Origin of the sequence: Pseudoxanthomonas sp. z9, assembly GCF_006542425.1 — a bacterium.
GTDB lineage: Bacteria > Pseudomonadota > Gammaproteobacteria > Xanthomonadales > Xanthomonadaceae > Pseudoxanthomonas_A.
Genome location: NZ_VFID01000004.1, coordinates 287,673 through 310,739, shown reverse-complemented (window position 1 = coordinate 310,739; position 23,067 = coordinate 287,673). Strand labels below are relative to the sequence as shown.

Annotated in this window: 18 protein-coding genes; 10 read left to right on the top strand and 8 right to left on the bottom strand. The window is 67.4% G+C overall.

Features of this window, described 5'->3' with window-relative positions; translation table 11 throughout:
* Positions 1-81: 81 nt before the first annotated feature.
* A complete protein-coding gene (locus tag FG323_RS05975; protein ID WP_141453609.1) occupies positions 82-1,455 on the top strand; it encodes an MBL fold metallo-hydrolase in 1,374 nt (457 codons plus the stop codon).
* 31 nt (positions 1,456-1,486) lie between these two features.
* Here FG323_RS05975 and FG323_RS05970 read toward each other — a convergent pair whose 3' ends face one another.
* The gene (locus tag FG323_RS05970; RefSeq protein ID WP_141453608.1) at positions 1,487-3,157 is read right to left on the bottom strand and encodes a CHASE2 domain-containing protein; all 1,671 of its coding nucleotides are present in this window, start codon (positions 3,155-3,157) and stop codon (positions 1,487-1,489) included.
* Complete coding sequence (locus tag FG323_RS05965; RefSeq protein WP_181444098.1) at positions 3,154-4,761, bottom strand: FecR domain-containing protein; 1,608 nt, start codon at positions 4,759-4,761, stop codon at positions 3,154-3,156. Before FG323_RS05965 ends, FG323_RS05970 begins: the two co-directional genes overlap by 4 nt.
* A gap of 165 nt (positions 4,762-4,926) precedes the next feature.
* Here FG323_RS05965 and FG323_RS05960 point away from each other — a divergent pair, with 165 nt between their 5' ends.
* Positions 4,927-6,522, top strand: a complete 1,596-nt coding sequence (locus tag FG323_RS05960) for an NAD(P)/FAD-dependent oxidoreductase (RefSeq protein WP_141453606.1) — start codon at positions 4,927-4,929, stop codon at positions 6,520-6,522.
* A gap of 3 nt (positions 6,523-6,525) precedes the next feature.
* Here FG323_RS05960 and FG323_RS05955 read toward each other — a convergent pair whose 3' ends face one another.
* From FG323_RS05955 to FG323_RS05945, 3 genes are all read right to left on the bottom strand, one after another.
* The gene (locus tag FG323_RS05955) at positions 6,526-7,557 is read right to left on the bottom strand and encodes a serine hydrolase domain-containing protein (protein ID WP_255470084.1); all 1,032 of its coding nucleotides are present in this window, start codon (positions 7,555-7,557) and stop codon (positions 6,526-6,528) included.
* A 159-nt stretch (positions 7,558-7,716) separates the two neighbouring features.
* Positions 7,717-8,490: a queuosine precursor transporter gene (locus tag FG323_RS05950; RefSeq protein WP_141453605.1), complete on the bottom strand. Its 774-nt coding sequence runs from the start codon at positions 8,488-8,490 to the stop codon at positions 7,717-7,719.
* A gap of 12 nt (positions 8,491-8,502) precedes the next feature.
* Positions 8,503-9,171 carry a DUF502 domain-containing protein gene (locus FG323_RS05945; protein ID WP_141453604.1) on the bottom strand — a complete coding sequence of 223 codons (669 nt, stop codon included), beginning with the start codon at positions 9,169-9,171 and terminating at the stop codon, positions 8,503-8,505.
* Between the two features lie 77 nt (positions 9,172-9,248).
* On the opposite strand from FG323_RS05945, the gene FG323_RS05940 reads away from it, so the two are divergent.
* Complete coding sequence (locus tag FG323_RS05940; protein ID WP_141453603.1) at positions 9,249-10,592, top strand: hypothetical protein; 1,344 nt, start codon at positions 9,249-9,251, stop codon at positions 10,590-10,592.
* Positions 10,593-10,608: 16 nt separating this feature from the next.
* Here the strand turns inward: FG323_RS05940 and FG323_RS05935 are convergent, their stop codons facing one another.
* Positions 10,609-11,079: a DUF4442 domain-containing protein gene (locus FG323_RS05935; RefSeq protein ID WP_141453602.1), complete on the bottom strand. Its 471-nt coding sequence runs from the start codon at positions 11,077-11,079 to the stop codon at positions 10,609-10,611.
* A 418-nt stretch (positions 11,080-11,497) separates the two neighbouring features.
* Here FG323_RS05935 and FG323_RS05930 point away from each other — a divergent pair, with 418 nt between their 5' ends.
* From FG323_RS05930 to FG323_RS05920, 3 genes are all read left to right on the top strand, one after another.
* On the top strand, positions 11,498-13,657 hold the full coding sequence (locus tag FG323_RS05930) for a TonB-dependent siderophore receptor (protein WP_141453601.1): 2,160 nt from the start codon (positions 11,498-11,500) through the stop codon (positions 13,655-13,657).
* Between the two features lie 514 nt (positions 13,658-14,171).
* Positions 14,172-17,261, top strand: coding sequence for a TonB-dependent receptor (locus FG323_RS05925; RefSeq protein ID WP_141453600.1), 3,090 nt, complete (start codon positions 14,172-14,174; stop codon positions 17,259-17,261).
* 173 nt (positions 17,262-17,434) lie between these two features.
* A complete protein-coding gene (locus FG323_RS05920) occupies positions 17,435-18,502 on the top strand; it encodes an AraC family transcriptional regulator (protein ID WP_141453599.1) in 1,068 nt (355 codons plus the stop codon).
* Between the two features lie 115 nt (positions 18,503-18,617).
* Here FG323_RS05920 and trxA read toward each other — a convergent pair whose 3' ends face one another.
* A complete protein-coding gene (gene trxA / locus FG323_RS05915) occupies positions 18,618-19,475 on the bottom strand; it encodes a thioredoxin (RefSeq protein ID WP_141453598.1) in 858 nt (285 codons plus the stop codon).
* Between the two features lie 116 nt (positions 19,476-19,591).
* Between trxA and FG323_RS05910 the strand changes: the two genes are divergently transcribed.
* The 4 genes from FG323_RS05910 to FG323_RS05895 all read left to right on the top strand — a co-directional run bounded on the left by FG323_RS05910 (position 19,592) and on the right by FG323_RS05895 (position 21,730).
* Positions 19,592-20,179: a hypothetical protein gene (locus tag FG323_RS05910; RefSeq protein ID WP_141453597.1), complete on the top strand. Its 588-nt coding sequence runs from the start codon at positions 19,592-19,594 to the stop codon at positions 20,177-20,179.
* 95 nt (positions 20,180-20,274) lie between these two features.
* Positions 20,275-20,913, top strand: coding sequence for a hypothetical protein (locus FG323_RS05905; protein ID WP_141453596.1), 639 nt, complete (start codon positions 20,275-20,277; stop codon positions 20,911-20,913).
* Positions 20,914-20,924: 11 nt separating this feature from the next.
* Positions 20,925-21,125 carry a helix-turn-helix transcriptional regulator gene (locus tag FG323_RS05900; protein ID WP_218533674.1) on the top strand — a complete coding sequence of 67 codons (201 nt, stop codon included), beginning with the start codon at positions 20,925-20,927 and terminating at the stop codon, positions 21,123-21,125.
* Positions 21,122-21,730 (top strand): DUF998 domain-containing protein, encoded by a 609-nt coding sequence (locus FG323_RS05895; protein ID WP_141453594.1) that lies wholly within the window; start codon positions 21,122-21,124, stop codon positions 21,728-21,730. The genes FG323_RS05900 and FG323_RS05895 overlap by 4 nt, the downstream gene beginning before the upstream one ends.
* 4 nt (positions 21,731-21,734) lie before the next feature.
* Here the strand turns inward: FG323_RS05895 and FG323_RS05890 are convergent, their stop codons facing one another.
* Positions 21,735-23,018 (bottom strand): amidohydrolase family protein, encoded by a 1,284-nt coding sequence (locus tag FG323_RS05890; RefSeq protein ID WP_141453593.1) that lies wholly within the window; start codon positions 23,016-23,018, stop codon positions 21,735-21,737.
* Positions 23,019-23,067 lie beyond the last annotated feature (49 nt).

Below are 23,067 nucleotides of genomic sequence, written 5' to 3'. Positions count from 1 at the left end.
TACGCGTCAGCTTCCGCCGGCATGTCACGGCCGGGCCGGCGCGCCATGCTAGGGTGGGGCGGACATCGAGGGAGGCCGGATATGCGGATTGAATTCCATGGCGCGGCCGGCGAGGTGACCGGCTCGATGCACCTGCTGCACGCGGGCGGCCGGCGGATCCTGCTGGACTGCGGGATGCTCCAGGGCAGCCGCGAGGCCGAGGCGCGCAACGCCGATCCGTTCCCGTTCGAACCATCGTCGCTGGACGCCCTGGTGGTGAGCCATGCCCACATCGATCACATCGGCCGGATTCCGCTGCTGGTGCGGCGGGGATTCCGCGGGCCGATCCACGCGCAGGCAGCCACCGCCGAACTGATGCCGGTGATGCTGATGGATTCGGCCTCGCTGGCCGAAGCGGACGCCGAACGCGCCAACCGCCGCCGCCGCGACGGCGAGCCCGAGATCCAGCCGCTGTACGGACGCGAGGACGTGCAGGCGGCGATGGCACAGGTACGACCATCTGCCTACGACCAGCGACAGCCGATCCTGGCGGGCGTGGACATCGCCTTCCGCGATGCCGGCCATATCCTCGGTTCCAGCATCGTCGAGGTCTGGGCCGACGGGCGCAAGCTGGTGTTCTCCGGCGATCTGGGCCAGAAGGGCACGCCGATCCTGCGCGACCCTTCGCCAGTGCGCGAGGCGGATCTGGTGCTGATGGAGTCCACCTACGGCGATCGCAACCATCGCGATCGTCCGGCCACGGTGCGCGAGCTGGGCGATATCCTCGAACAGGCCTGGGCCGATCGCGGCAACGTGCTGATACCCGCGTTCGCGGTCGGCCGCAGCCAGGAACTGCTGTACTGGTTCGCGCGCCACTGGGACGAATGGAACCTGTCGCGCTGGCGCGTGTTCCTGGACAGCCCGATGGCCGGCAAGGTCGTGCAGGTATACGGGCGCCACCATGACCTGTTCGACATGGAAGCACAGCAAGTCTGGCGTGGCTCGCCCAATCCGTTCCGCCTGCCCAACCTGCACATCACCGAAAGCACCGCCGAATCGATGGCGATCAACCAGATCACCAGCGGTGCGATCATCATCGCCGGTTCGGGCATGGCCAACGGTGGCCGCATCCAGCATCACCTGGCCCACAACCTGGACCGGCAGCGCACGCACGTGGTGTTCGTCGGTTACCAGGCCGAGGGCACGCTGGGACGGCGGCTGGTCGATGGCGCGCGCTGGGTACGCATCCACGGCCGCGATCACCGGGTCAACGCGAAGTGCCACACCATCGGCGGCCTGTCCGCGCATGCGGACCAGGCCGGATTGCTGGGGTGGTACGGCGGCTTCGAACCCTCGCCGCCGGTGGTGCTGGTGCATGGCGAGGATCGCGCGCGCGAGGCGCTGGCCGGCGAAATCGGCGAGCGCTTCGGCGTGACCGCGGAACTGGCGCGGCCGGGCATGCAACTGGACGTCTGAGACGTCTGAAAAGACTTGCGGCTGGCGCCGGTCAGGGCGTCGCGGCGGCGTGGCTCACGCTGCGGTTGCGGCCGGCCTGCTTGGCCTGGTACAGCGCCGCGTCGGCGCGTTCGAACACTTCCGCCGAATCCAGGTTGTCGCCGGCCTGGGTGGTGTGGATGCCGATGCTGGCGGTGAACGGAGGCGCATCCAGGGCGCGCTCGGTGCGGGCGGCGAGATTGGCCAGGTCGACGTGGATGGTGGTGGCGATGGTGGCGGCCGCCTGCGCGGAGGTTTCCGGCAGCAGCACCGCGAATTCATCGCCGCCCAATCGCGCGATCACATCGCGCGGGCGGCGCGCGCGTCCGCGCAGCACCCGCGCCAGCAACCGCAGCACCGCGTCGCCGCTGGCGTGCCCCTGGCTGTCGTTGAGCTGCTTGAAGTGATCGATGTCCAGCAGCAGCAGCGACATCGGCAGGTGGGTGCGCTGGATTGCGCGCAGTTCCTGTTCCAGCGCGTGGTTGAACTTGTTGCGGTTGGCCAGTCCGGTCAGCGGGTCGGTCTGGGCGGCGCGCTGGGTGCGGCGAATCAGGCGGTACACCCATACCGACGCGCCGGTCGCCAGCACCAGCAGGGTGGCCGAAGCGGGGAACCATAACCGCGCGAACTGCAGCAACAGCAGGGAAAACAGCAAGGTGAGGGCGATCGTGGCCAGCGCCGGGCGCCAGATCTGGCGGAACGCCGGGAAGCCGCACAGCATCATCGGCAGCGATACCAGCAGGACCGAAAGCAGCAACTGCGCGCCCAGCGACATCGGCGTGATGGCGCTGCCCTGGATGAGCATGTTGAGCACGTTGGCCTCGTACTCCACGCCGGACAGTCCGCGTCCGCCACGCTGGCCCGGCACGTTGACGGTGTCGCCCATTCCCATCGCGGTGGTGCCCACCAGCACCCAGCGTCCCTGCAACAGCGACGCCGGCACGCGCTGGTGGATGACGTCGGTGTAGGAAACCTGGGCGAATCCGGCCGGCGGGCTGGCGTAGGGAACCAGCACGCGATGATCGCGCACCCAGCGTTGCGGCGAGGCCTGGTCCTGATCCGACAGGCGTTCGCCGGGCAGATCGTCATTCTGGGCCAGCGGCTGGTCCAACTGGCTCAGCGCCAGTGCCAGCGCCGGCCAGCGCGGGGAACCCTGGCCGGCGCGCAGATAGGCGCTGCGCACCACGCCATCGTCGTCCGCGGCCAGGTCCACATGGCCCAGCGAAGCGACGGAAGCGGAGAATTCCGGGATTGGCAGCAGTTCCACCAGCGGTCCGTTGGCCTGGGTCGCTTCGGCCAGCACCGGCAACACCACCTTGCCGTGCCGGCTCATCGCCCGTGCGAGCAAGGCGTCGCCCTCGGGGTCGAACAGCGCCGGTTCGGACAGCAGCAGATCCAGGCCGATGCCCCGCACGCCGATGCGTCCGAGCTCGTCGATCAGTCGCGCATGCTGGCGTCGCGACCACGGCCAGCGGCCCAGTTCGCCCAGGCTCTTTTCGTCGATGGCGACCACGACGATGCGGTTGTCCGCTTCCTGCGAGACCAGCGGGCCGAGCCGGTCGTAGAGCCATTGATCCATCCGCGCGACCAGGCCGGTCAGGATCAGGCAGGCCACGATCGCCGACGCGCCCAGCGCGATCAGCAGGCGGTTCCTGGGCTTGGGCGTCGAAAGAGAGGTGGTCATAGGCTCAGCAGGAGCAGGACCGCGCCTGCCCCGGCGCCCACCCGGCACAGTCGGCAGGGCAGCTTGACCTTCTGCGCCGGCGCGAACTCGCCGGTTTCACCGTCGGTGTCGATGGCCTGCGCGCGCAGGTACCAGGTTCCGCCGGCCAGCTTGGGCACGGTGATTTCGGGCTGTTCGACCACCTCGTCGACGCGCAGCTTGTCGAACGACGGCGAGCGTGACATCTGGAAACGGTAACGCTGGCCCGGCTGGCCCGCGCGCCAGTGGAAAGTGATGCCTCCGGCGCGTGCGCCCTCCTTGTCCAGATCGATGTCGTCGATCGGATCCAGTGGGCGGACCGTGAACTCGATGGCGTCTCCAAATGGCCCCTTATTCCCCTGGGCATCGATGCTGCCCACCCGCCAATAGTACGCGCCGGGCGCCAGCGGCTCTGCGACGGTGATCGCTTCTCCGCGTACTTCGTCCCCTCGCGCGACCGGGTCGCGGAACCCGGGGTTGTCCGCCACTTCGTAGCGGTAGCGATGGGCTTCCGGCGCCTGGGTCCAGCGCAGCGCCGGACGGTCCTGGCGGACCAGGCTGCCGGCCGAGGGAGCGATGGCGTAGGGCGGCACCGGCCGGCCTTCGATGGCGAAGGCGGCGTCGGCGTCGCGGCCTTCCAGGCCGCCGCCGTCAATCGCGCTGACCCGCAGGTGGTATTGGCCGGGCTCCAGCACCGGGGCGGTGATCGACGGCGCGCTGCTGGCGAGATCGGCGACGAGCGCCGCGAAATCCGGGTGCGGGCTGATCAGGACACGATAGCCCGCGGCGCCGGCGACCGCGGGCCAGGCGAACTGCGGACGCACGCTGTCCTGGTGCGCGGCGACCGATGACAGATCCGGCGCGGGCAGCAGCGCGATGGGCTGCAGCGAATCGCCACCGCCGATTTGCGCGTGCGTGCCGAAGCCGGGCTTGAGCAAGGTCGCATGCCGCCCGACGGTCACCGCGACGCGTCCGTCCAGCACCTCCGCCTGGGTCCCCTGGTCGCCGCTGTGGATGCGGAAACGCGTGCCGCGCACGGCGGAGGACGCGGTGGGCGTGTCGACGATGAAGCGTGAGCCGGGGCCGCGCAGATGGCGGACTTCATTGTGGATGCGGCCGCGCTGCAGTCGCAGGCGGGTGTCGACCATGCCGGTGCGGCCGTAACGGGTCAGCCGGTCCAGCACCAGTTCGCTGCCCTCGCGCAGGCGCATGCGGGAACCGTCGGCGAACTGCAGGCTCAGCGATGCGCCCGCGGCGGTCATCAGGCGGCTGCCCGCGCCCAGTTCCATGCCTTCGTTGACCGCTTGCGAGGTGCCGGTGCTGGTAATGGTGGTGGCCTTGCCAATCAACGCCACCACCCGCGCCCGCGCCGGCTGCTGGCGCAACCAGGTCAAGGGAATGCGCAGGCGGGTGCCCGGCGCGAGCCGGTAGGGATCGGCGATGCGGTTATGCTGTTGAAGCCGATGCCAGTCGACTCCGGGTTTGAGATAGGCGCCGCCCAGATCCCATAGGGTGTCGCCGGGACGAACCCGGTAGACCCAGTCTTCGGCGAACGCGGGAACGCAGGCCAACGCCAGGACCAGCAAGAGCCCCGCGCGGAATCCCATTCCCCGGACCAACGTCGTGATCGCCAAGCCTGTTCCCTGCCATCCAGTTTGCGTGCTGAATCACAATTATAGGCGAGCCGGCCTCCCGGCTGTGGCCGCTGCCGGCCCCGGCTTCCGTTTAGGCGTTCCGGCTGGGGCGGGGGCATGAGCAACGCCTCCCGGGATGTCCTGCTGGTCGGTGGAGGCCACAACGGCCTGGTCTGCGCGGCCTACCTGGCCAGGGCGGGCCTGAGGGTGACCGTGCTGGAACGCCGCGGGGTGCTGGGCGGCGCCGCGGTCACGGAGGAATTCCACCCCGGTTTCCGCAATTCGGTGGCTTCCTATACGGTTTCGCTGCTGCAGCCCCGGGTCATCGCCGAGCTGGATCTGCCCGGACACGGCCTGCGGGTGGTCGAGCGCCGGCGCAACAACTTCCTGCCGCTGCAGGACGGCGGCTACCTGCTGACCGGCGGCGGCCAGACGCGCGCCGAGTTCGCCAGGTTCTCCGCCCGCGACGCCGAGCGCCTGCCGGCCTACGAGGCCCGCCTGGACGCGATCGCCGACGTGCTGCGCGCGCTGGCCCTGGAGCCGCCGCCCAACCTGACCGATGGCGGCTGGTGGAAAGCCTTGCCGGAACTGCTGCGCACCGCGCGTCTGGGCCGGAAGCTGCATGCGCTGGACGAGACCCTGCGGCAGGAACTGCTGGATCTGTTCACCATCTCCGCCGGCGAATACCTGGATCGCTGGTTCGAGAGCGAACCGGTCAAGGCGTTGTTCGGCTTCGACGGCGTGGTGGGCAACTACGCCAGTCCGTACACGCCCGGTTCGGCGTACGTGCTGCTGCACCACGTGTTCGGCGAGGTGAACGGCGTCAAGGGCGCCTGGGGCCACGCCATCGGCGGCATGGGTGCGATCACCCAGGCGATGGCTGGCGCGGCGCGCGCGGCCGGCGCCGAACTGCGCACCGGCGCCGGCGTGCGCGAGGTGCTGGTGGAACGGGGCCGCGCGGTCGGCGTGGTGACCTCCGATGGCGAGACCCTGCGTGCACGCGCGGTCGTGGCCAACGTCAATCCCAAGCTGTTGTACGAACAACTGATGCGCGCGGACGACGTGCCCGCGCCCACCCGCGAGCGGATGGCGAACTGGCGCTGCGGATCCGGCACCTTCCGCATGAATGTGGCGCTGTCGCGCCTGCCGGATTTCACCGCCTTGCCGGGCGAGGGCGATCACCTGACCGCCGGGATCATCCTGGCGCCGAGCCTGGACTACATGGATCGCGCCTACCGCGACGCGCTGGCGCAGGGCTGGTCGCGCGAGCCGATCGTGGAGATGCTGATTCCCTCCACGCTGGACGATTCGCTCGCGCCGCCGGGCCAGCACGTCGCCAGCCTGTTCTGCCAGCACGTGGCGCCGGTGTTGCCAGGCGGGCGCAACTGGGACGACCACCGCGAGGAGGTCGCCGACCTCATGATCGCCACGGTGGATCGCTTCGCGCCCGGCTTCGCCGCTTCGGTGCTGGGCCGGCAGGTGTTGAGCCCGCTGGACCTGGAGCGCACCTTCGGCCTGATTGGCGGCGACATCTTCCATGGCGCGCTCTCGCTCAACCAGCTGTTCAGCGCCCGCCCGATGCTGGGACAGGCGGGTTATCGCGGTGCCATCCCCGGTCTTTACCTGTGCGGCGCCGGCACCCATCCGGGCGGCGGCGTCACCGGCGCGCCCGGGCACAACGCGGCGCGGGTGATCCTGGCCGACCTGAAGTGAGGCTCAGCGCTGGCGGAACAGATCCGCGATGGCGACAGCGGTGCGATAGGGTTCCGGATCGTTGCGGTTGCTCAGCAGGATGACGGTGAGCCTCTCCTTCGGATAGCGCACGATCACGTTGCGGAAGCCGATGCTCTCGCCGGAATGCCAGACCACATCGCCGTTGATGCGCCAGCCGAAGCCGTAGTACGGCACGTCCGGTTCCTGCGTGGGCGTGGCGTGGCTGAAGGCCAGATCCAGTGATGCCTTCTTCAACAGGCGCTCGTCGTAGAGTGCCGCATCCCAGCGCGCCAGATCCCGGATCGAGGAATAGATGCCGCCGTCGCCCAGCACGGCGCTGGTCGGACTCTGGTCGGTGCGCTCCCAGCGGCCATCGGTCTCGCTGTAGCCGTAGGCGCGATTGACCACCGTGGAGATACCTTCCTCGAGCGCCACCGTGTCGGCCATGCCCAGCGGCAGGAAGATGCGCTGGCGCAGGAAGCTGGCGAAATCCTGCCCCGAGGCCTTGCCGACGATCAGTGCCAGCAGCGCGTAGCCGCTGTTGCTGTAGCGGTACGAGCTGCCGGGCACGAAGTAGGTGCGGTCCTGTCCTTCGAGGATGTGCAGCACGTCGATGTCGTGCAGCTGGCCTGTCAGATCCGAGGGCATCACCTCCTCGTAATCGATAAGGCCCGAGGTGTGGCTGAGCAGGTGGCGGATCGTGATCACGTTGGCGGCGGCCGGCAGCGAGGGCAGCCAGCGCTTGACCGGATCGTCCAGCTTCAGTTTGCCGTCCTCGGCCAGCAGCAGGATGCTCGCGGCGGTGAACTGTTTGGTCACCGATGCGAGGCGGTAGTTCGTTTCCGCCGAGGCCGGCACATGGTCTTCCAGATTGGCCAGGCCGAAGCCGCGTTCGACCACCGGCTGGCCATCCTTCAGCACCAGCAACGATGCGCCCGGCACCTGGCCGTCATAGCGCTGCATCAGGCTGGCGATGGCGGCATCGCGGCGGGCCTCGGCGCCATCGGCATTGCCGGCCCGCGCCTGTGCGCCCATCGACAGGAACAGCGCCGCCATCAGCAGCGCGGGCAGCATCCGCGTGGTCCGCAACAGGTTCATCCAGCCTCTCCCCGGTTTGAATGGAAGCCCGAGCATAACGGGTTGCGGGCGGAGCGCGCAGGGTGTGGGCGGCGGCGCTGCCTGCGTTCGAACCGATCAGTCGGCGGCTGCTTCCTGGCGCAGCTGCCGTTCGCGGTCCTCGCCCAGGTAGCGGCGGATGGCGTGCCGCATCAGGTACAGCAGCGGAATCAGCGCGATCGCGGCCAGCATCTTGTAGACGTAGTTGACCGAGCTGACTGCCAGGAACAGCGAGGTCGGCCACTTCTGCGGTCCCAGCACGAACGCGATCCAGATGACCACGAAGCTGTCCACCAGCTGCGAGATCGCGGTCGAACCGGTCGCGCGCAGCCAGACCATGCGCTCGCCGGTGGCGGCGCGGATGCGATGGAAAACGGCCACGTCGATCAGCTGCCCGATCAGGAACGCGATGATCGAACCGACGATCGACCACATGCCCTGGCCGAAGATCGCCGCGAACGCGGCCTGGTAGTCCGGCACGCCCTGTTGCTCGGCGGCCTTGACCCACCAGCCGGCCGGCGCGGTGGCGATGGCAAGGAAGGCGAACACGAAGCCGTAGACGATCAGCGCCACCGCCATCCACGAGATGAAGCGCACGCCGCGACGACCGAAGAACTCGTTGATGGTGTCGGTAAGGATGAATACGAACGGCCACAGCAGCGTGCCGACCGTGAAGTTGAGCGAGCCCGTCTGTCCGAACAGGTTCCATTCCAGCGGCGCGATGCCCAGGGTGTCCTCGAGGGCGAAGATCTTGACCCCGATGAATTCGGCCAGCACCGCGTTGACGCAGAAGAATGCCGCCAGTGCGATGAACAGCCGTACCGCGCGATCGTCGAGGGTACGGCCATTCATCACTGCCATCGGTCAGCGCTCTCCCGCGCGGGTGAAGGGCATGGATTCCGGCGACACCGCACCGCCGGAGATGATGAAGCTCATCGCCTGATCGACCGTCCAGTCGGTCGGCGTCAGCAGCTCCACCGGCACGATTTCCAGGTAGCCCGAAGTGGGGTTGGGCGTGGTCGGCACGTACACCGCGGCCAGTTCACGACCGGTGCCTTCCTCGCGGATCACCCGGGTCACCAGGCCCACCGATTTCATGTCGCGATGCGGGAAGTCGATCAGCACCACGCGCTGGGTGCTGCCGGGCTTGGTCTGCAGGATGTCGAGCAACTGGCGCGCGCTGGTGTAGATGGTGCTGGCCAGCGGGATGCGCAGCACCAGCAGTTCGAACCAGCGCAGCAACTGCTGGCCGATCACGCGGCGGGCGAGGATGCCGACCGCGAGGATCGCCAGCAGCGTGGCGGCCAGCGCGATCGTGTTCTGCACCCACTGCGCGTTGAACCAGCCCAGCGCCTGCGGGAACGAGGCGGCGATCTGGTGCGAGACGGGGCCGACGAAGGGCTTGCTGATGTCGGACAGCAGCACGAACACGAACTTGACCACCACCCAGGTCAGCCAGATCGGCAGCAGGGTGAGCAGGCCGGTCAGGAACAGGCGCTGCAGCGAAGGGCGGGAGGAGGCATCGGGGGGCATGGCGGCTATTGTAGGACCTGCCCGGGCCGGCGTGCGGGCTTTGCTAGGCTGGGTGCGGGAACGCTGTGGGGAGCGTCATGAAACGGGTGTTGCGGGTGTTGGCGGGGACCGTGCTGGCGGCGGGAATCCTGGCGGGGCTGCTGTTCGCCGCGTCGTGGCTGTTTTGGCCCACGCGTGCCCAGGAACAGGCACTGGCGCTGCTGACCATTCCGGTGCCGGAACCGCAGGGTGGCAATGCCTTCGCCGACGTGTGGCTGCTGCGCTATGACCTTACCCCGGAAGCCCGCGAGCGGATCGCGGCGGCGGATGTCGCGCGCTTCAATCGAAGTCCGGCAACGTACGACGGCACCGGTCTTGCCGAGCCCTTTGTCAGCGATGCCGATGCAGGGCACCGGGAGGAGAGGCTGCCGCCAGCTTCGGACCATGGATGTGGCCTGCGCATGTCTGCTGGATGCCTGGAACGTGTGCGAAGTGACCCGGCCAAGGCGGCCGCTTTGCTGGACGCGCATGCGGGATTGCTGCAACGAAGCCGGGAAGCCCTGGAGTACAACGACTACCTCCGGAGTCGATTCCACATGCGGCCCGACATGCCGTTCGCCATCATTGCGATGGGCGAGGGCTCTGCGTTGATGCGCATCGACGCGGCGTTGTCTTTCGTGCGGGGAGAACGGATGCGTGGCCTGGAAAGCAGTTGCCGGAGCGTCGTCGCCTGGCGACGCTGGATGCGGCAACCGGATCTGCTGATCGATGCAATGATGGGCGATGCCGCGATTCGCGGTTGGCTGGAAATGCAGGGCCAGATGCTGGCCGAGCTTCCGGCGGACGTGCCATTGCCTGCGGCTTGCCAGTCATTGCGTGAACCGCCACCGTTGACGAACGACGCCATGTGCCGGGTGATCAAACGCGAGTTCGAGTTCTCGCGACCCGCGCTCGAACAGAACGGATATGGCAAGGCAGAAGCAGGGGGGGCGTCCGGCTGGAGAATGCGATTCGTGTATCGGCCACATGCCACGAAGGCGATGATCGCTGAAACCATGGCCTGGCCCTGTAGTGAGGAAGCCCGTCGGCAGCGCCTGGCGGATCGACCTGTGATCGTCCCCTTGCCGCAAGCAGGATTGCGGATCGAGTGCGTTGCCAATGCCGTCGGCTGCATTCTGAACGACATTGATCGCCCCACCATGGCGCCCTACCAGCACCGTCTTCAGGACCAACGGGCGCGGCTGAATCTGATGGCGACCCTGCTATGGCTGCGCGAGCAGCCACGCGACAACCGCTCGCTGACGGCGCGGGTGCAGGCGCGGCCCGCTGCGCTGAAACGGGGGCGCGAGGTCCAGGTGGTGGAAGGGCGCCTGCGTATTGCGTTGTTCGATCAGAGGGACGGCGCCTATTGGGAACTGGCCGTACCCGCGGAACTGCATTGATCCCCGGCGTATCCTGTCACCCCATCGCCTCGCCGTTGCGTGCCCTTGGTTTCAGGCGCACGTAGATCTGCTTGCGGATCCGCGCAACCACCTCGCCTTGCGCGTCGATCACGTCCACCGGCAGCCAGCGCAGATGCTTCTCGCCGTTGGCAGCCTCTGCACGGATGGCGTCGAGCATCGCGTCGTCCACGCGGAACTCGGCGTGCACGGTGCCCTTGCCGGGTTTGACGAATTCGATTTCGCCGGCCTTGTCCCAGACGAAGTAATCGGCGCCCAGGCATTCCTTCACCAGGATCATCCAGAACGGATCGGTCATCGAGAACAGGCTGCCGCCGAAATGGGTGCCGACATAGTTGCGGTTCCAGGGACGCATCCGCATCTCCACCCGCGCGCTGCGCCAGTCGTCGGCCATGCGGGTGACGTGGATGCCGCTGAAAAGGAATGGCGGCCAGACATTGAAGATGTGGCGGAGCGTGGAGGCTTTCATGCGGCGGCGTAGGTGGGGGAACGAACTGGCGGACAGCCTACCATACGCATTGGTATGGTTGTGTTGCCGGCCATGAAATGAAGGTTGCGGCTTACTGAACCCATCCCGCTTGGCAGGGGCCGCAGGCAGTTTGACGGGCCATGGGCGCGGGTGCGGAAACCACGGCATGTCCGTGACGCGCGGTTGAACCCGCGACTTCCAGCGTCGTGCACCGCACTGCGTGTCGAATCGTCCGCTCACATACGGCGGTGGAGACATCGTCTCGCGGAAATCCCACAGGCGGTTGCAGAAACGACGTGCAATGCGTCGCAACGCGCGTCAATCCGCGACGAGTCATATTTGTTAATGATTATCATTTTCATTGAAGTGCGGCTCCGGATGGGGTTCACGACGTTCCCCACACCGATGGAGCAGTTCCATGTTCTTGCAGTTCCGCTTTACTTCCGATCGTCTCCCGCTTCTTGCCGGCATCGCGCTGCTGGGCGTGTTTCCAGCCCACGCGGCCGAGGATGTGCCTGGTGCGACCACGCTGGACACGATCAAGGTCACCGCCGACGCCATCGATCCCGATGACAGCAGGGCGAAAACCGTCAGCAGCGCAACCCGCATCGCGATGGAGCCCCGCGATGTCCCGCAGACGGTCAACGTCCTGGAGATGAGCAAGTTCAAGGTGTACGGCCTCAACGACCTGAACGTCCTGCTGGACGGCACCCCGGGCGTGGACACCTCCTACGACATGCGTGGCGACGGCATCATGATTCGCGGATTCGCGGCGGACTCCAACGACATATATCGCGACGGCATCCGCAACGCCGGCCAGATCCGGCGCGGTACCGCGAACGTGGAGCGCATCGAGATCGTCAAGGGGCCCGCATCGGTGCTGTACGGGCGCGGGCTGGGCGGGGGCGTGGTCAACCTGATCAGCAAGCAGGCCAGCTTCGATGCCGTCAGCAGCGTCAATACGCGCGCCGGATCCTGGGACAGCCGGGGCGCGACCGTGGACGTCAACCGGGTGCTGTCGCCACGGTTCGCCGTGCGCCTGACCGCCGATCACGAGCACGCGGACAGCTTCCGTCGCGGCATCTCCAGCCACAGCCGGATGCTGTCGCCCAGTGTCCTGTTCGACAACGGCGACGGCCTGGACTGGCTGCTTCAATACACCGACGAACGGATCTGGCGCCGGCCGGATCGCGCGCCGGCCCACGACAGCCTGCCGACCGGCGTATCCACCCGTATCGCGTACGCGCATCCGGACGATTTCGTCGTGGACAGGACGCGCACCCTGCGGACCGTGCTGAACCAGCGCCTGTCCGATGACTGGACGATGCGCGTCACCGCCGCCTGGAACCGGTCGAGCCAGGATTTCGATCATCTCTACGCCGGCAGCTATTGCCGGCCGGACGGTACCCTCCAGGCCAACGGCTGGCCTTGCCCGACGCCGGCCGCCATGACCTTCACCCGCGCCTGGCAGGAGACCGACAACACCACCGCGACCGGCATGATCGATGTGATCGGAAAATTCTCCACCGGCAGGATTGCCCACGATCTGCTGGTGGGCGTGGAGTACAGCCGCGAACAGCGCAACCCGGATCTGGCGATGTCGACGCCGCGTTCCGACCCCTCACTGCGCTATCCGCACGGCGTGGACCCGTTTCATCCGGTCTGGCCGGGACCGAAGACGCCGCGCGGACGGGCCACCACGTCCAATCGGCACGCCGCCGAGGCCCAGGCCGTTTACGTGCAGGATCTCGTGGGGCTGGCGACGCAGTGGAAGATGCTGGCCGGGCTCCGGTTCGATCGCTTCATGTTCCGGTCGCACAATCGCATCAATGGCAAGCAGCGGCGCTATCAAGGTTCGACCACCAGCCCGCGGCTGGGCGTGATCTGGCAGCCCACCGACGCGCACAGCCTGTACGCCTCCTACAGCCGCAACTTCGCCCCCTATGGCGGGCGCGGATTGATGGGCGTGGCCGTCAGCGAAGAGGCGGTGTTCGACGCCAGGCCGCAATATTCACGCCAGTACGAAGTCGGCAGTCGCAATGACTGGTCGCAGGGACGCCTTTCCTCGCACTGGTCGATCTACGAACTCGAGCTCTACAACGTTCGTTATCAGCCCGACCCCGAGAACGATCCCTTCCATTGGGCGGTACGGGGCCGCGAACGCTCGCGCGGCGTCGAAGGCAGCCTCACCGGGCGCCTGGGCCAAGCATGGTATGTGCGTGGCGGCGTCGGACTGCAGGAAGTGCGGATCGTCCAGGATCGCGCCAATCCCGCCAACGAAGGCCGTCAGCGCCAGGGGGCGGCACAAAAGACCGGGAACCTGTTCATGCGCTACGCGCCGGCCGGCGCCTGGTATGGCGAAACGGGCGTGACGTTCCGCGGTCCGATCTACAACGACCTCGCCAATACCCGCCAGCGTCCTGGATATGCGCGCTGGGACGCCTCGCTGGGGTGGCGGGTGCAGCCATGGACGATCACGTTGGCGGCCACCAATCTCACCAACAGCCGGTACTGGCGATCCACCAGCATGCCGGGAACACCGCGCAGTCTGCTGCTGAGCGTGAACTACCTGTTCTGAGCGAGCCGCCGATCACCGGAGCGGACGGCGGATCGGGCCACCACCGGATCCTGCCGGTGGTGGATTCGCCGGTGGTCGCGATGGGAGGCATTGCCGCCCTCCGGAAATTTCCCAAAAAAAGAGCCCGGCATGGCCGGGCAGCCCCTCTTGCGGACGCTTGTGAAGTTGCGTCCGTCAGGCACATGGGTGACCGAGAGAGAGAGTGGTCGGGGTGGAGATACTTTGCGCCGGGGAGAACGATCCGGCTGTGCATGATTTGCGTGTTGGGTTATCCGCGAAAGGGGATTCGCGGCGCATGCCCTTCTTTCCGCCACCCGATCCGTCCCCATTCCCCCGCAGGGATTCCCGCACGAAGTTCCTGACGGAATCTGCCGTGCCAATTCGTTTTTCCTGCACAACGTCAATGTGAAGTTCCCGTTAGTTTCCTCGGCAGGACGCCGGGCCGTCGCATGCCTGTCCGCAGCGCGGTCCGACAACGTCCATCTCATCCACCGATTCACTGCCGAGAGCGCCAATGACCAACCACCGGAACCCGAAACATCTCTCCAAAGGACTGCGCCGTACCGCCCTGTGTGCCGCGCTGGGCCTGTGCTTCGCAGGCGGCGTGCACGCGCAATCCAACTCGTCCGGCGCGATCGTGGGCCGCGCTGCCGCAGGCGAAACGATCACCATCACCAATCCCGCCACCGGCTTCAGCCGCGCCATCACCGCCGGCAGCGACGGCAGCTACCGGTTCTCGGCGCTACCCACCGGGCAATACACCATCACTTCCAGCAGTGGTGGCAACCGCACCGTGAACGTCAGCGTCGGCACCGCCTCCACCGTCGACTTCGCCGCGCACGATGCCTCGACCCTGGACACCATCACGGTGGTCGGCGGGTCGTCCATCAATCCAATCGACGTGTCCTCGGTCGAGTCCACCACCATCCTGACCGCCGAGCAGATCGCCAAGGTACCGGTGGCGCGCGACGCGACCAGCGTCGCGTTGCTGGCGCCGGGTACCGTGCGCGGTGACGTGGCGTTCGGCAACCTGGCTTCGTTCGGCGGTTCGTCGGTGGCCGAGAACCAGTACTTCGTCAACGGCTTCAACATCACCAATTCGTTCCGCAGCCTCAACTTCTCGCAGGTGCCGTTCGAAGCAATCGCCGAGCAGCAGGTCAAGACCGGTGGCTACGGCGCGGAGTTCGGGCGTTCGCTGGGCGGCGTGATCAACCAGGTGACCAAGCGCGGCAGCAATGACTTCCATGCGGGCGCGAGCATCTACTACACGCCCGATTCGCTGCGAGAGAAGACCCGCAACACCTATCTCGCCAATCCGCTGGCCTGCGGGCCGGCGCCCTACACCGCTTGCACGAAGGGCCAGTTGCGCCAGGACAGCAGCCGCGACAGCACCTGGGACGTCGAGGGTTCGGTCTGGGCCAGCGGCGCGCTGATCCAGGATCGCCTGTTCGCCTACGGCCTGATCGGCTACAAGCGGCAGGAACAGGAGCTGTGGGGCAACGTGCTGTCCAGCACCAACGTCGACAACTCGGTCAAGACGCCGACCTGGCTGCTGAAGATGGACTGGCAGATCAGCGACAACCATCTGCTCGAGTTCACCGGTTTCTCCGACAAGGCCGATACCGAGACGGCGGTCTACGGCAACACCATCGGCGTGCTGGATCGGCAGGCCCTGATCGGTACCTCGTACGGCGAACAGGGCGGCGAGAACTACGTGTTGAAGTACACCGGCTATCTCACCGATACCTTCACCCTGTCCGCGCTGTACGGCCATGGCGAGTTCTCGCGCGGACAATACCTGCGCACGGCCTCGGGCGTGGACGTGCGTTACAACGGCGATCTGCACACGCCGGCAACCGGTTGCCCAATCATCGTTGATGCGCGGCCGTCCTCGCGCCAGCAGGCCACCGGTGTGTACGCCAGCAAGTGCAACCTCACCGGCGGCGCGATCCCGCGTTCGGATTCCGGCGACACCCGCGATCAGTTCCGCCTCGATGCCGAATGGCTGCTGGGCGATCATCGCCTGCAGTTCGGCGTGGACATCGACAACTTCGAGTCGGTGTCGGGCACTTCCACCGAGGGCGGGCGCGTGTGGCGCTATTCGACCCTGGCCGACGGCACCGACATCGTGCGCGAGCAGATCGTCAACCAGGGATCGGTGAACGAGGTCAAGCAGCGCGCCCTCTATGTCCAGGACAGCTGGAACGTCACCGACAATTTCATCGCCTACCTGGGTGGACGCTGGGACACCTTCGACAACCGCGATGGTTTCGGCAACACCTTCGTCAAGGTGAGCAACCAGTTCGGCCCGCGCCTGGGCTTTGCCTGGGACGTCAATGGCGATTCGAGCTTCAAGCTGTTCGGCAACGCCGGCCGCTATGCGCTGCCCCTGACCTCGGACGTGGCGACCCGCGGCGCGTCGGCTTCGATCTTCACCCGCCAGCAGTTCACCTTCACCGGCGTGAATCCGGACACCGGCGCGCCGACCGGGCTGGTGCCCCGCGAAGGTCCGCCGGGCCAATTGCAATACATCAATGGCGAATTCGGCGAGCCCAAGAATCCGCTGACCGTGGCCGCCAAGGATCTGGACCCGATGTACCAGGACGAGTTCATCCTGGGCTTCCAGGCCGCACTCAGCGACCACCTGTCGCTGGGCGTGCGCGGCATCTATCGCAAGCTGAAGGCGGCGATCGACGACAACTGCGACTACACGGCGATCCTGGAAGCCGCGGGCTTCCATCTGGACGAGGACGACGGCTGGCTCGACGGACAGGGCCGCAGCCCGGCCTTGCCGAGCGCCGGCTTCCCGTATTGCCGCATGTTCAACCCGGGCAAGGACGCGGTGTTCCTGACCGATCTGTACGGCGACGGCAACCTGACCGAGGTGCGGGTCAAGGGAGACCGGCTGGCACCGAAGGCCAAGCGCTCGTACCAGGCGGTCGAGATCTTCCTCGATGGCAACTGGGACAAGGTGTTCCTGCAGGGTTCCTACACCTACGCCAAGAGCAAGGGCAATACCGAGGGCGGCGTGAAGTCGGACATCGGCCAGGTCAACACCAGCGTCACCCAGGACTTCGACTACCTCGAGCTGACCACCGATACCTTTGGTTACCTGCCCAATGATCGACGGCACAGCCTGAAGCTGTTCGGCAACTACGAGATCAGCGAGGAGTGGTCGGTGGGCGGCAACCTGCTGGTGCAGTCGGGCCGGCCGATCAACTGCCTGGGCGTGCTCTATCCCTACCACGGCGATTTCCATCCCTACGGTTCGTCGTTCATGCGTTGCGGCACGACGGCCGCCGGACAGTCGGTCGACTCCGACACCGGTGAACTGAACGGCCCCGTGGAGGCGGTACCCCGCGGCACCAAGGGGCGCCTGCCCTGGAGCTATTCGCTGGATCTGAACCTGCGCTACGCGCCGGCCTGGGCCAAGGGGCTGTCGTTCAAGGTGGACGTGTTCAACGTGCTCAACAAGCAGCGGGTCGTGTCGGTGGTCGAGCAGGCGGAGGATCCGGATACCGGCCTGCCGTCGGACATCTACCTGCTGCCTACCGCCTACCAGCCGCCGCGATCGGTGCGCTTCATGGTGCAGTACGACTTCTGACCCGCGTCCGGCTTGCATTCGATGCCGCTTCGATGGCCGCCTTTCAGGCGGCCATCGTCGTTTCGGCATGCTCCGGGATGACGTTCATCACCCGCGACCGGCAGTTCGTCACGGCCGGGTTGAGGGCGGGCGGGGCGGGGCACAGCATGGCCCTGTCTTGAAGGGGATGCGTCATGCGCGATGACACGGTGTCAACCGGCAGGCAGGACTGGGAAGCTGGAACCTTGCCCGCGCGGGAAGACGACGGTGGACGGGAGTTTTCCGGCCAGGCAGGCGAGATCGTACTGGTGGACGCGGAGGGCGCCGACATCCTCCTGCCGCGCACTGGCGCTGGCAATGGCGTGTTGTATCTGATCCGCGCGGGCCGGCCCGGCGCCTTCGTCGAACTGCCGGCGGGCTGGTGGTCGGTGCTGGTGCCGCTTGGAGGTACGGTCAACGCCGTCGGCGAGCGGTTGCGCTGGGATATCGAAGCGGGCCGATGCCTGCTCTGGGATCGCCCCTTGCGGATGATGGGCGGGCGATCGGAAGGGAACTGGCTGTGCCTGTGTGGCTCGATGGAAGCCTGGATCCGGGCAGGCTGCGAACCGCGGGTGATGGCGGATCTGCTGGCGGATGAAATGGCGTGCCCTCCGGATCTGGTGACACGGCTCGAAGCGCTCAGGGCGATGCTGGCCGTGCTGGAACCTACACGGGACGCCGCGCGGGAACAGGGCATGGGACATGGCAGGAAAGCGGCGATCGTCAGCAGCGTGTTCGGCGTCGCGAAAAGCATCCATGCGCAGCAGCAGGGACTTCGCGCGCTGATTGATCGTTGCCCGGGGCGCAGTCATCGCCGCAAGCGCTGGTCGATGCAGCGCCTGCTGCGCATCCGTCATGCGATCGTCAGCGGCCATCACGACGGGCGGATGAGCCTGGAGCGGCTGTCCCGCCAGGTCAGCTATTCCCGTGGGCACCTGGCGCGGGTTTACCACAGCGTCTTCAGCGAGACTCCAAGCGAATGCGCGATCCGGATGCGCCTGCAGCGTGCGCTGTGGCTGGTGGAACAGACCGGGCTGGCCTTTTGCGATATCGCCGAATACACCGGCTTCGACAGCCAAAGCTCCTTCAGTCGCGCCTTCAAGAGCCGTCATGGCGTGACGCCCACGCAGGCGCGTGCGCGCAGTCGCGAGGCGGCGCGTGGCGACGAGCTTGTCCGGCGGGCGGGATGCGGCGCCGCGGAGCGAGCTCCGCTCCACGTGTAGCGCCGAGCTTGCTCGGCGGAGGATGCCCGGGCAGCGGAGCAAGCTCCGCTCTACGTGTGGGGCCGAGCTTGCTCGGGGGAGATGCCGGGCAGCGGAGCAGGCTCCGCCTTACGGATCAGAACAGCAGCGACGACATCCGGCGGCGGTAGCGGCCGACCAGGTCCTCGTCCTCGATGACGCGGAAAGCGTCGATCAGGGTTTTTTTGGGCAGGCCGTCCTGGTAACCGCGATCGCGGGCGAGCATTTCTATGAACTGCGTCAGTGCGGCTTCGTCGTCGCCGGCGATCAGGCGGTGCACACCCAGCAGATGGCGCGCGCGCAGGTCGTCCGGGCTGGCCGCGACCGCGGCTTCCAGCACCTCCACCGGCGGCGCATCCTTGAGCGCCGACACGAATCCCAGCCGGGCGCGGGCGCGCACGGCGCGGTCGTCGGTGGCGAGATTGGCGGGCAGGGCGTCCAGCAATTGTTCGGCCTCGTGGGCGGCACCGGTCTTCAGCAATGCCAGCGCCAGGTCCAGCTTCAGTTCGTCCTTGTCCGGCTCGGCTTCCACCGCATGGCGCAGCGCGACCACCGCGGCATGCGGGTCCACCGCGATTTCGGTGCCGGGCTCGACTTCGTCCGCGGCCGCCGGTTCGATGCCGTGCTGCTTGAGGAATTCGCGCAACTGGCCCTCGGGCAGGGCACCCGGGAAACCGTCGACCAGTTGCCCGTCCTTGACCAGGAATACGGTCGGCACCGAGCGGATCTGGAAGGCCGCGGCGATCTGCTGCTCCTTGTCGACGTCCACCTTGGCCAGCAGGAACGCGCCGTTGTACTCGCCGGCCAGCTTTTCCAGGATCGGGCCGAGGGTCTTGCAGGGACCGCACCAGGTCGCCCAGAAGTCGACCAGCACCGGGACTTCCAGCGATTTGCGCAGGACGTCGGTTTCGAAGGTTTCGGCGGTGGCGTCGAATACGTGGGGCAGGTCGGTCATGGGAGGCAGGCGGACTCGTGGACGGATGCGGCCTGAGATGGCGGCGGTTGTCGTTGCTTTCAAGCACGGGCAGCGGGTCGTCGCTGCCGGCCCCTTTCCGCCTGGAGATTCACCGCATGAACCTGCTGTCCCGCGTGGCCGCCGCCGGCCTGTTGCTGTTCGCGTTCCGTCCGTCCTGGGCGGGGGAGGACATACGTCCCTCGGTCGAGCGCAACGCCGCGCCGTCCGTGCAACTGGACCATTACGCCCGCTTCGAACTCAAGCCGGTGCGGATGGAAGCGCCCTATGCGGGCCAGGACACCAACGAGAAGGCTCGCAACGCGGTGCAGGAAAACCTCCGCCAGGGACTGGGCCAATGGGTGGCCCAGCGCAACGGCGAAGCGGTGAAGGCCGAGCCGGCGCGGACGCTGGTGATCGAGCCGGTGATCGAGAAAGTGCGCTTCATCAGCGGCGGCAAGCGATTCTTCGCTGGCGCCTTCGCCGGCAGCTCGCGCATCCTCCTGCGGCTCCGTCTGACCGACGCGGCATCCGGCGAGGTGGTGGCCCAGCCCGAGTTCTACCAGCACGCGCGAGGCATGGCCGGTGCCTGGACCGTGGGCGGCGCCGACAACGCCATGCTGGCGCGGGTCGCCAGCCTCGCCGGGGACTACGTAACGGCCAACTACACTGCGCAGGCGGGAGGACCGACGGGTTGGGAGGAATAGGACCGCCATCCCGCAGGTCGTCCTGATGTAAAAAAGACTTGACATGCCTGACAGTCGATGTAAGGTTAACTTTACATTCGGCCGGGGCGTCATCAATGAAGGGATATCCGGGGAACAGGGCGGTCCGCTACGGATTGCTGGCGGCGGCGGGACTGGCGCTTTGGCTGCTGCTGGCCGGGCCGGGCCGAGTGCTGGGCTTGGACCCCGGCCAGATCGGCATGGCGCTGCTGGTCGCCACCGCATGGGTCGCGCTGTACTTCGTACGCCATGCGCCCCGCGACGAGCGCGAACAGCCGGTTTCGCCGGGCGAATGGCGCGCCTGGATCGGTGTCGGGTTCATGGCGGTGGCGGTGGCCTATTTCCTGGCCAGGCTGGACCTGTTCACCGGATCGGAAGGCATGGGCAGCGCGCACGCCCGCGCGGTCGCCCGCAACCTGGTGATGCTGGGCATTGCCTGGGTGGTGCTGGGACAGGTGCTGGCGGCGCGCTGGAAGGGCCAGGTCCAGGAGGACGAGCGGGATCGCGAGATCGCGCGCCGGGCCGGTCACTGGGGATACGGCGCGCTGGTGTTCTGCGTGATTGCGCTGGCCGTCACGCTGGGCTTTTCGCCCGCGCACCGGCTGCAATGGGCCAGCCATTTCCTGCTCGCCAACCTGCTGGTACTGGTCCTGATGCTGGGCTGGCTGTGCGAGTACGCCGCCACCGCCGTCTACTACTGGCGTGATCGCCGGTGAGCGGAACGCCCATCGCCAACGACATCCGCCGCCTGCGGACCGAGCGCGGCGACATGACCCAGCAGGCGCTGGCCGATGCCTGCGGGGTTACCCGGCAAACTATCATTGCGCTGGAGGCGGGGCGCTATGCGCCGTCGCTGGAACTCGCGTTCCGCATCGCGCGGACGTTTGGCATGGGCGTTGAAGAGGTGTTCCGTTGGGAAATGCAATGAATCGCTGGCTGCCGCTGGCCGGCATCGCCGGCGCGGTCGTGTTCGCCGCCGCCGCGGTGGGTTTCGGATGGGCCCTGCCGGGGTTTTCGCACGTGACCCATCCGATCGCGGTGCTGGGTGCCAAGGGCATCCCGCACGCCAATGCCTTCAACCTGCTGGGCCTCATGCTGCCAGGGCTGCTGGCGTCGGCGGCGATGCTGGCGCTGCGCCAGCAGCTGCCGCGCGACGCCGGCTGGCCGGTGCGGATCGGCGCGCAGTTGCTGTTCCTGTCCACGCTGGGCGTGGTCGCGCTGGGACTGCTGCCGCTGGATCCGGAGGATCTGCACAACGCCAGCAGCAGTTACCACGCCACCGCGTGGATGCTGTGGTGGGTCGCGTTCGTGCCCGGCGCGCTGCTGCTGGCACTGGGCCTGCGCGGCCGCGCGGGCTGGTGGGGCGTTGGCCGCGCCAGCGTGCTGGCGGCGGTGGGAATGCTGTACGCGGTGCTGTTCGCGGTCGACACGCTGCCGGCCGGCGTCGCCCAGCGACTGGGCTTCGGAATCTGGTGGATCTGGATGGCCTGGGCCGGCTGGGTCGCCTGGCGGGCCGCGCCCAGGGCTGGCTGAATCGTCAGGGTTGCTTGAACAGTACGCCGTCCTTCATCACCAGTGCGACTTCGAGCACGCGCTGGATGTCGGCGACCGGATCCCCGGGCACGGCGACGATGTCGGCGCGCTTGCCGGCCTCGATGACGCCCTGATCGTCGACACCCAGCACTTCGGCCGCGCGCACCGTCGCCGCCTGCAGCGCCTCGGCGGCCGGAATGCCGGCCTCCACCATGTAGATGAACTCGCGCGCGTTGTCGCCGTGCGGTCCCACGCCCATGTCGGTGCCGAAGGCGATTTTCACCCCGTTGCGATAGGCCTTGGCAGCGGTGTCCTGGATTTGCGCGCCGATGCGGGCGGCCTTGGGGCGCACCACTTCCGGGAAATAGCCGTCCACCTTGGCCTTCTCGGCGACGAATCGGCCGGCGTAAATCGTCGGCACGTACCAGGTGCCGTGCTGTTTCATCAGCCGCATCACCTCCTCGCTCATATAGGTACCGTGCTCGATGCTGGTCACCCCGCCGAGCACGGCGCGCTTCATGCCCTCGGTGCCGTGCGCGTGCGCGGCGACCTTGTAGCCGTAGTCGCGCGCGGTCTCGACGATGGCCTTGACCTCGTCCACCGTGAACTGCGGCGCGTCGCCGGACCTGGCGTAACTGAGCACGCCGCCGGTGGCGGTGATCTTGATGACGTCGCTGCCGTCCTTGTAGCGCTGGCGCACCGCCTGGCGGGCGTCGTCGATGGAATTGATCACGCCCTCGGTCGGGCCGGGCGGGCCGATCAGGTGGGCCAGATGGTCGTTGTAGCCGTTGCTGGGATCGGCGTGTCCGCCGGTGGTGGCGATGGACTTGCCGGCGGCGAAGATGCGCGGCCCTTTCACCAGCCCCTGATTGACGGCGTCGCGCAGATGGGGCGCGATTTCACCGCCGAGGTCGCGCACGCTGGTGAAGCCCGCCAGCAGGGTCTTTTCGGCAAAACCCACCGAGCGGTAGGCGAAATCCACCGGATCCAGGCGGAATCCCTCGGAATAGCTCTGTGGGTTGGACTGGCTGCCCAGATGGACATGCAGATCGGTCCAGCCGGGCAGGCAGGTGTGACCGACCAGGTCCACCGTGCGGGCGCCGGGCACTTCGACCCGGCCTTCCAGCACCTCGGCGACGCGGCCCTCGCGGACCACCACCGTACGCGCCGGGAGCAGCTTGCCGCTGCGTGACTCGAACAGCCGCTCGCATTGGAGCGCCAACGGTTCCGCGGCATTGGCGGACAGCGGGACGAGCAGGACGGCCAGGGCCAGGGCGGGACGGGACATGCGGGTCTCCGGAGCGGGTCCGGACCATGGTAGCGGAGCCTCCGGGCGC

Coding starts and splice junctions, on each gene's coding strand:
- FG323_RS05895 (WP_141453594.1), top strand. CDS start 21,122: ATGAATCGCTGGCTGCCGCTGGCCGGCATCGCCGGCGCGGTCGTGTTC.
- FG323_RS05945 (WP_141453604.1), bottom strand. CDS start 9,171: ATGCCCCCCGATGCCTCCTCCCGCCCTTCGCTGCAGCGCCTGTTCCTG.
- FG323_RS05935 (WP_141453602.1), bottom strand. CDS start 11,079: ATGAAAGCCTCCACGCTCCGCCACATCTTCAATGTCTGGCCGCCATTC.
- FG323_RS05960 (WP_141453606.1), top strand. CDS start 4,927: ATGAGCAACGCCTCCCGGGATGTCCTGCTGGTCGGTGGAGGCCACAAC.
- FG323_RS05925 (WP_141453600.1), top strand. CDS start 14,172: ATGACCAACCACCGGAACCCGAAACATCTCTCCAAAGGACTGCGCCGT.
- trxA (WP_141453598.1), bottom strand. CDS start 19,475: ATGACCGACCTGCCCCACGTATTCGACGCCACCGCCGAAACCTTCGAA.
- FG323_RS05920 (WP_141453599.1), top strand. CDS start 17,435: ATGCGCGATGACACGGTGTCAACCGGCAGGCAGGACTGGGAAGCTGGA.
- FG323_RS05890 (WP_141453593.1), bottom strand. CDS start 23,018: ATGTCCCGTCCCGCCCTGGCCCTGGCCGTCCTGCTCGTCCCGCTGTCC.
- FG323_RS05970 (WP_141453608.1), bottom strand. CDS start 3,157: ATGACCACCTCTCTTTCGACGCCCAAGCCCAGGAACCGCCTGCTGATC.
- FG323_RS05975 (WP_141453609.1), top strand. CDS start 82: ATGCGGATTGAATTCCATGGCGCGGCCGGCGAGGTGACCGGCTCGATG.
- FG323_RS05940 (WP_141453603.1), top strand. CDS start 9,249: ATGAAACGGGTGTTGCGGGTGTTGGCGGGGACCGTGCTGGCGGCGGGA.
- FG323_RS05910 (WP_141453597.1), top strand. CDS start 19,592: ATGAACCTGCTGTCCCGCGTGGCCGCCGCCGGCCTGTTGCTGTTCGCG.
- FG323_RS05955 (WP_255470084.1), bottom strand. CDS start 7,557: ATGGGCGCACAGGCGCGGGCCGGCAATGCCGATGGCGCCGAGGCCCGC.
- FG323_RS05905 (WP_141453596.1), top strand. CDS start 20,275: ATGAAGGGATATCCGGGGAACAGGGCGGTCCGCTACGGATTGCTGGCG.
- FG323_RS05950 (WP_141453605.1), bottom strand. CDS start 8,490: ATGAATGGCCGTACCCTCGACGATCGCGCGGTACGGCTGTTCATCGCA.
- FG323_RS05930 (WP_141453601.1), top strand. CDS start 11,498: ATGTTCTTGCAGTTCCGCTTTACTTCCGATCGTCTCCCGCTTCTTGCC.